Source organism: Kaarinaea lacus (assembly GCF_975902315.1).
In genome coordinates, this window is record NZ_CDLKIE010000497.1 from 1 (window position 1) to 6,711 (window position 6,711).

10 protein-coding genes and 1 pseudogene are annotated in these 6,711 nt (G+C 44.2%); 6 read left to right on the plus strand and 5 right to left on the minus strand.

Annotated features, from left to right (window positions below):
- Positions 1-171 precede the first annotated feature (171 nt).
- Positions 172-1,089, plus strand: coding sequence for an AEC family transporter (locus ACWVCM_RS15485; RefSeq protein ID WP_455202668.1), 918 nt, complete (start codon positions 172-174; stop codon positions 1,087-1,089).
- Between the two features lie 21 nt (positions 1,090-1,110).
- Here ACWVCM_RS15485 and ACWVCM_RS15490 read toward each other — a convergent pair whose 3' ends face one another.
- Positions 1,111-1,470 (minus strand): hypothetical protein, encoded by a 360-nt coding sequence (locus ACWVCM_RS15490; RefSeq protein ID WP_455202669.1) that lies wholly within the window; start codon positions 1,468-1,470, stop codon positions 1,111-1,113.
- An 89-nt stretch (positions 1,471-1,559) separates the two neighbouring features.
- Here ACWVCM_RS15490 and ACWVCM_RS15495 point away from each other — a divergent pair, with 89 nt between their 5' ends.
- Complete coding sequence (locus tag ACWVCM_RS15495) at positions 1,560-2,258, plus strand: SDR family oxidoreductase (protein WP_455202670.1); 699 nt, start codon at positions 1,560-1,562, stop codon at positions 2,256-2,258.
- 9 nt (positions 2,259-2,267) lie between these two features.
- Here the strand turns inward: ACWVCM_RS15495 and ACWVCM_RS15500 are convergent.
- Together ACWVCM_RS15500 and ACWVCM_RS15505 are read right to left on the minus strand one after the other, a co-directional pair.
- Positions 2,268-2,459: pseudogene (locus tag ACWVCM_RS15500) on the minus strand (ATP-binding protein); the annotation flags it as partial.
- Positions 2,460-2,529: 70 nt separating this feature from the next.
- Positions 2,530-3,303: an ADP-ribosylglycohydrolase family protein gene (locus ACWVCM_RS15505; RefSeq protein ID WP_455202671.1), complete on the minus strand. Its 774-nt coding sequence runs from the start codon at positions 3,301-3,303 to the stop codon at positions 2,530-2,532.
- Positions 3,304-3,491: 188 nt separating this feature from the next.
- Between ACWVCM_RS15505 and ACWVCM_RS15510 the strand changes: the two genes are divergently transcribed.
- The 3 genes from ACWVCM_RS15510 to ACWVCM_RS15520 are packed head-to-tail and all read left to right on the plus strand — an operon-like array spanning position 3,492 to position 4,874.
- Positions 3,492-3,638: a hypothetical protein gene (locus ACWVCM_RS15510; RefSeq protein WP_455202672.1), complete on the plus strand. Its 147-nt coding sequence runs from the start codon at positions 3,492-3,494 to the stop codon at positions 3,636-3,638.
- Between the two features lie 37 nt (positions 3,639-3,675).
- On the plus strand, positions 3,676-4,239 hold the full coding sequence (gene efpL, locus ACWVCM_RS15515) for an elongation factor P-like protein EfpL (protein WP_455202673.1): 564 nt from the start codon (positions 3,676-3,678) through the stop codon (positions 4,237-4,239).
- A gap of 2 nt (positions 4,240-4,241) precedes the next feature.
- Positions 4,242-4,874 carry a DsbA family protein gene (locus ACWVCM_RS15520; protein ID WP_455202674.1) on the plus strand — a complete coding sequence of 211 codons (633 nt, stop codon included), beginning with the start codon at positions 4,242-4,244 and terminating at the stop codon, positions 4,872-4,874.
- A 28-nt stretch (positions 4,875-4,902) separates the two neighbouring features.
- On the opposite strand, the gene ACWVCM_RS15525 is transcribed toward ACWVCM_RS15520, so the two are convergent.
- Together ACWVCM_RS15525 and ACWVCM_RS15530 are read right to left on the minus strand one after the other, a co-directional pair.
- Complete coding sequence (locus ACWVCM_RS15525) at positions 4,903-5,349, minus strand: hypothetical protein (RefSeq protein ID WP_455202675.1); 447 nt, start codon at positions 5,347-5,349, stop codon at positions 4,903-4,905.
- Positions 5,350-5,806: 457 nt separating this feature from the next.
- A complete protein-coding gene (locus ACWVCM_RS15530; RefSeq protein ID WP_455202676.1) occupies positions 5,807-6,103 on the minus strand; it encodes a DUF6763 family protein in 297 nt (98 codons plus the stop codon).
- Between the two features lie 189 nt (positions 6,104-6,292).
- On the opposite strand from ACWVCM_RS15530, the gene ACWVCM_RS15535 reads away from it, so the two are divergent.
- Positions 6,293-6,711 (plus strand): hypothetical protein (locus ACWVCM_RS15535; protein ID WP_455202677.1); only part of this gene is annotated, 419 nt, incomplete at its 3' end.

Consider the following 6,711-nt stretch of genomic DNA (forward strand, 5'->3'; position numbering starts at 1 on the left):
CGGTCGGGCGACGCCCGCGCCGCCCCTGGAAACATCGCTAATGGTTACTAAAATTATATCGCCAGCTTTCATGCTTCGAATAATACTGGATTCTGTAGTTGACTGGAATGTATGATTACTAATGTTCACATTCGGAATTTTATTTTTTTTAAACAAGAGAAATAAATAAAAGTGTTAGTTGTTATCGTGCAAATGGCGGGACTGATTCTTTGCGGCATTGTGTGGCGCATGGTAAAGCCGGCTGGGCTGGAACATGGGCAAACGCGAAAAGTGCTTACCACGCTGGTTTATTATCTGCTACTGCCGGCATTGGTGCTCTCCGTATTGTGGAATGCGAAACTGGGAGAAAATTCGCTCTACATTGTGATTGCCGCCGCTGCAGGCGTGTTGTCAGGTCTGATACTGGCGTTTTTTTCCTGCCGATTTTGCAAATCACAATCGGCGGTAGCCGGTGCAATCATATTGGCAGTGGCTTTCCCCAATGCGACTTATCTGGGATTACCCGTACTGGAAGCTACCTTTGGAGACTGGGGGCGAAGTGTCGCTATTCAGTATGATCTGTTCGCCTGTACACCTCTACTATTCACTGTAGGAATTTTAATCGCAGCCCATTTTGGAACGGTTGAAAATCAACGGGTGAATGTTGCACAGGAGTTGATGAAAATCCCCGCGCTATGGGCAGCGTTGCTGGCTGTCATATTAAATGTGCTTAACGTGCCAATGCCGGAGGTAATAGGCGGACTGTTAACAATGCTGGAGCGCGGTGTGGTGCCGTTGATGCTTTTTTCCCTGGGCTTGAGCCTCGAATGGAATCGTAACAGTCTTGGTTACTTGCGACCCCTGGCTCCGGTGATTGCCCTGAGAATGTTTGTGATTCCAGCCATTGTGTTGTTGGTGGTAAACTGGCTCGGTATGGAAGGGGAGTTGCGTGCGGCTGTGGTAATGGAGGCAGCCATGCCCAGCATGGTCATTGGTATTGTTATCTGTGACCGTTTTAATCTTGATGTTGGAATGTATGCTACTGCCGTGACAATAACCACGGTAACCAGTATGTTGACTTTACCTCTGTGGTATCAGTGGTTAATGTAGAAAATAAAATAAATTGTCGTATTAAGTGATCAAAGCGCTGGAAATAACCAGTTTGTCGTTTTCATAAACCAGTTTAAGTTGAATTAACATATCATCTGCGGTTTTTTCATATTGAGCAGACCAGAGAACAAGCGCGGTTTTGTTTTTTCTTAGCACGCCTAATGGCTGTCTTGATACGCATTTTCCGCGCACCTGTTGCAGTCCAATCGTTTGTTCCATGAACAGGTCATGGGGCATCACGGTTCTCATGCTATGGGAAAAATCACGGGTGAATTTTTCATAGTTCAGTGCATTAGCGCCATCCAGCAGGTTCTGTAGTAGCGGTTCTGCGAGCTCAATAATCTGTTCATCCGTTTTTTCAACGATCGATTTTGTTGTCATAAAATACCTAGACTATTATTTACATGACAATTATTAACATGACTATGAGACTAATATAGTCATTCACTATTCAGAAAGTATAGATCAGAATGAACAGTATACTCGTCACTGGAAGCAATCGCGGCCTGGGCCTGGAATGGGTCAGGCAATATGCCCGAGAAAATTGGCGTGTCTACGCGACCTGCCGATACCCGGACCAGGCGGATGAATTACAGGAACTGGCAGATCAACAGGACAATGTGACGCTTCATCGTCTGGATGTTACAGACGCCGAACAGTTAACGGTCCTGTGTCATGAGCTGGGTGATGTGGCGATTGACGTATTGGTTAACAATGCGGGTGTCTATCACGAACAGTGGGGAAAGGACCCACTGGGTCAAATCAAGTATGAGGACTGGCAGCATACTTTTGATGTCAACACACTGGGTCCTATGCGGGTGAGCGAGGCACTTGTTGAACATGTGGCGCGTAGTCAAATTCGTCTGATAGTTGCGATTACCAGCCATATGGGGAGCATTGCGGATATTACCAGTGCCCGGGACTATGCCTATCGATCCAGCAAGGCAGCTATCAATGCTGCAATGAAAGGTTTGTCTATTGAAGCAGTTGATCGGAAAGTTGGTGTGTTATTATTGCATCCGGGCTGGGTGCGTACCCGCATGGGTGGCGATTCTGCACCACTGTCGACACAAGAAAGCGTCAACGGTATGCGGCAACGGGTAGAAAGTTTTGATATATCCCAGTCAGGTTGTTTTTTACGTTACGATGGAACAATAATGCCCTGGTAACTCGAGTAGTTACTGAAGTTTAGTCGATGACAGTTTTGAGAATAAGCTAAAGTAGAATGCAGCGCCACTGTCAGGTTGGACTTCAGCCCAGATCTGACCGCCATGTCTTTGTACAATACGTTGTACTGTTGCTAGCCCAATGCCAGTACCGTCAAATTCGTCGGCATGCAGCCGTTGAAATGGCATAAAAACTTTTTCTTTATGCTGTACGTCAAAATAATATTGGGGAGAATAATAAAATTAGTAAAGACACTCCTTGGTAATCTAATGACTAAGTATTAATATATTTCTCGTCAAATTCTTCAATGATTCGTAGGAACGGCTCCGGTAAATATTCTGTGGCTTCTGTAATGAGTTCAACTGGAATAAATTCGTAATAAGCCTGGGCGATGCCACCGGCGATGCAGGCCATGGTGTCGGCGTCACCGCCGAGTGAGATGGCATTACGAATGGCATCTTCGTAGTCAGTAGAATACAGAAAAGCGATAATGGATTCAGGCACCGATCCCTGGCAGGAGAGGGTATACATATAATTGTCGCGAATATCATCGAGCTGACGACTTAAATCATACTGAAAAAACTTTTCAATTTGATCTTTGATTTCTTCTTTTTCATGACCAGTGCGCGCGAGATAAACTGCTAAGGCGGTCGCTTCGGCGCCTTTAATACCTTCGGGATGATTGTGGGTAATTGTTGCGCTTTTACGCGCCTCTTCAAGCACTTCGATATTGGAATTAAATGCAAAGCCAATAGGGCTGACGCGCATCGCTGATCCATTACCCCAGCTGTTATAGGGCTGGTGATGAGATGCCGCTAACCATTGGGAAAATGATCGGCCATAACCGGCGTTAGGGTAGTTTTTGCCATATTTTAATATAGATTTTTCATAGTCCTTGTGGTGCAGGATGGCATCGGCAACTGCGACAGTTAATACTGTATCATCGGTGTACGTGGTACCCGGGATAAACATATCAAAATCTTTGGTTTTAACAGGCCGGCCTTCGTAAACTGAGCCAATGATGTCGCCTACAATTGCGCCTAACATATATAGATCCTGTGATTTAATTTGAATTGTCTATTAGCGCTATTATTTTACAGAAATGGGGGTAAGGTAATTGACCTGTAGCAAACTTTTCTTCATTCAGGCAAAGAACTGATGGTTTAATAGCAGTTGGCAAAACGGATCAATTATGTTTGAATTTCTGATCATTTATTCAACTTACGGGTGAAGCAGTGGATAAACGACAAAGACATAATCTGTTATTAATTCTGGCAATTGTAATCCTGTTGATCGGGGTTGCATCACAGGTGTACCTGATGGTCGAGTCTGGTGAAAATCCAGTCAACCAACCGGCAACTGAATCAACTATCCAGAACTAATAAACGCTAAACATATTGTAATCATTGTGAGGTATCAATGAAAACCAATGAATTGAAAAAAGGCATGGTCGTACAAATTGATGGGCAGAACATTTTAATTAAGCACGTGCAGGTACAGTCGCCTTCTTCGCGGAGTGGCAGTACCTTATACAAAGTTACCGGGCGTAATGTTGTTTCTAAACAGAAGTTTGAAAAAACCTATAAGGGTGATGAAAACGTGGACTCGGTGGATTTTACACGCCGCGCGGTACAACTATTATATCGAGATGCCGAGGGTTGCACCTTTATGGATAGCGAAACATATGAGCAATATGTCGTATCCGAAGAAGACCTGGAAGAAGAACTGCCCTACATCGTTGATGGTCAGGAAGGAATTAGTGCATTGATTGCAGATAATGCTTTATTGGGTATTGAGTTGCCAGCGACAGTCAATCTGGAAATTAGCGAGTGCTCGCCGGGTATCAAGGGAGCCTCCGCTTCGGCGCGTACCAAGCCTGCCACTTTGAGTACCGGGCTGGTGGTGCAGGTACCGGAATACTTAACACCGGGGGAAACGATCAAGGTTAATACGGACACCGGTGAATACATGTCACGCGCTTGATCATGACAGACACTGCAGCGGATAAAATACTGTTTTATTTTGCCGATCCCATGTGTTCCTGGTGCTGGGGATTCGCGCCAGTCATCGAGTCAATTAAACAGAAATTTGCGGATGATTTGAAGATTGCGTTAATTCTAGGTGGATTAAGGCCAGGATCCACTGAACCGATGGACGAAAAATCCCGTGAAGATATTTTACATCACTGGCATGAAGTACATAAGCGCACTGGGCAATCTTTTCTGTTCGATGGCGCCATGCCAGAAGGATTTATTTATGATACGGAGCCTCCCAGTCGGGCGGTGGTCGCGATGGGGGAATTAAATTCCGACATGGTGCTACCTTATTTTAAATCAATTCAGGCGGCATTTTATTCTCAGGGCAGGGATGTTACGCAGCCCGACACTTTAAGTGAATTGGCGGTTTTGTTCGAAGTAGATGCTTCCAAATTCGAACAGAAACTGGAGGAAGAAGTCGTCAAACAAAAAACCCTGGCACATTTTCATAGAGCCAGGCAGTTTGGCGTTCGGGGATTTCCAACGCTGGTTTTACAGAATAATGAGGGTTATACCTTGCTCACTCATGGTTATCAGCCATTCGAATTCCTTGATCCTCAGATTACTGCCTGGTTGGGGTAAATCAGCAAACTTTAACGAGGTTCGATGGCTAAGAACCTGCAAATAGCCGTTGCCACCAGCGTCTTCGGTTTTGTGGAAGGAAAGTGGTTTCATTTAATTCTTTCGGTGGTATCCGGGTAATCGTCCAGCCCGCCAGTGGGGGGCTGTCACTGAATCCGCAGACGACGCCCAGGTTGTTAGGATCGTAAATTTTAATAAACCTGGGATCGGTTTTATCATCCACATAGACAATACCACAGTACTCTTCTTCATGTTCCTTACGCAGAAGAACATCGATTTCACGAATAAAATGTTTGAAATGCTCACTGGATACCGGCGCGTCTGGTACTGGTTCTCCGATCGCATATATGTACCAGCTGTCATCGGCTTTGCTTTTCAGTGTTTCCCAAAACGTATCAAGATCCTGCCATAGCCGAATGCCCACAAAACTCCCGCGATAGGCACGTAAAAAGGGATCAGTTACTGAGTCATTCATGCTACTTATTTATTTATTTATAACTTTCCAGAGATAGCTGTTGTTACAAAACAATCGTTACAAAACATATGTAGAAAAACATTTTGGTAGAACATTTGTGATAGCGCTTTTGTTAAAAAAGTAGATGACTTTACCCAGGGGGAAGATCTAGTATCGAGTGTTCCAACACCCGGAATTCGATTGTGTAACCTGCCAGTTCACCATGGTGCTCAGCCAATTGGTCAATATTACTCAATAATATCTCCCAGTATTTTGCTAAGGATCAGCGGACTTGGCTGGAATACCAGCTGCTACGCTCGTTGGAACAATCTTAGTTCATTTACCGGTATTGCCCAGAGTTTCACAGTGACACAGGTCAAGCGCCTCTAAATTAGATGCCAACGCATGCTCGCGGCAAAACCTGATTTAATTTTAGCCTAACTGGCTGGCCTGTTAATTTGATAATTTTAACTGCTTTTCAGGATTTGATTTCTTCAAACGATTCTTCCCAATCTTCCCTGGAAGTATCCGTTATTTCGGTACCATAGTCGTCAATTTCTCCAACATCGTACGGGCCACTGAAATTTTCCGGCTCTTCTGCCAGCTCAATATCCAGGTCTTTCCATTGGCTTAATTCTGTTTCATCGAGGTCACCGTCAATATTCTGGATTTCCACCACCTTATTCATTTCATCAATAGCCACAACTCTGAAAAGCTGGCCTTTATCAAGATGTTGATACCAGTTACCAACAATGGGGTCTGTGTCGTTACTCATGGTGAATCACCTCCATTTCACAGTTTACTATAAACATTATTTTCCATTCTGAGCATAGTTCTTTGATATTAGTCATGTCACCCGGAGATACATTTGGCTTTCAATTGCTTGCTGTGGTGACATATCAATGTAGCGGACTATATTCATTAGACCAGTAAATTTGCAATTTGTGAGGGAATTTTGGTAGATATGGCAGAATTACCGACGTCCAGTATTGAGTTCTGGCTTGAACAAGCCAAAGAATTAAAAAGCGCAGCGGATTTTTGCTGGACACTTGATGCAACAGTTCAATATGAGTCAGTTGAAGCCAAACTGCAAGGCCTGGCAACTTCTTTGCTGGAAGCTTCCGAAGATGTCGATGCAGAGTTGAAATGGCTTTACGGTAATTTGATGGCTTTTGCGATTCAGTATCTTGCAATCGGGATTCTAATTCATAAATCACCGCAACGCTTTTTGCATGAATATCCCGGGAATCGAATCATTAAACTGGTTGAAGAGTGCGGTATTGTCCTAAATTCAATACAAAAAACGTTTTTGAAACAGGTTGAGAACACGTTCCAGTGGGGTGAAAAATTTCCACAATGGAATGTCTCGGTTTCACGTGATCA

Excerpts from the sequence above, each read along its gene's own strand:
- ACWVCM_RS15490 (WP_455202669.1), bottom strand. The coding sequence starts at position 1,470 with ATGACAACAAAATCGATCGTTGAAAAAACGGATGAACAGATTATTGAG.
- ACWVCM_RS15495 (WP_455202670.1), top strand. The coding sequence starts at position 1,560 with ATGAACAGTATACTCGTCACTGGAAGCAATCGCGGCCTGGGCCTGGAA.
- ACWVCM_RS15505 (WP_455202671.1), bottom strand. The coding sequence starts at position 3,303 with ATGTTAGGCGCAATTGTAGGCGACATCATTGGCTCAGTTTACGAAGGC.
- efpL (WP_455202673.1), top strand. The coding sequence starts at position 3,676 with ATGAAAACCAATGAATTGAAAAAAGGCATGGTCGTACAAATTGATGGG.
- ACWVCM_RS15520 (WP_455202674.1), top strand. The coding sequence starts at position 4,242 with ATGACAGACACTGCAGCGGATAAAATACTGTTTTATTTTGCCGATCCC.
- ACWVCM_RS15525 (WP_455202675.1), bottom strand. The coding sequence starts at position 5,349 with ATGAATGACTCAGTAACTGATCCCTTTTTACGTGCCTATCGCGGGAGT.
- ACWVCM_RS15530 (WP_455202676.1), bottom strand. The coding sequence starts at position 6,103 with ATGAGTAACGACACAGACCCCATTGTTGGTAACTGGTATCAACATCTT.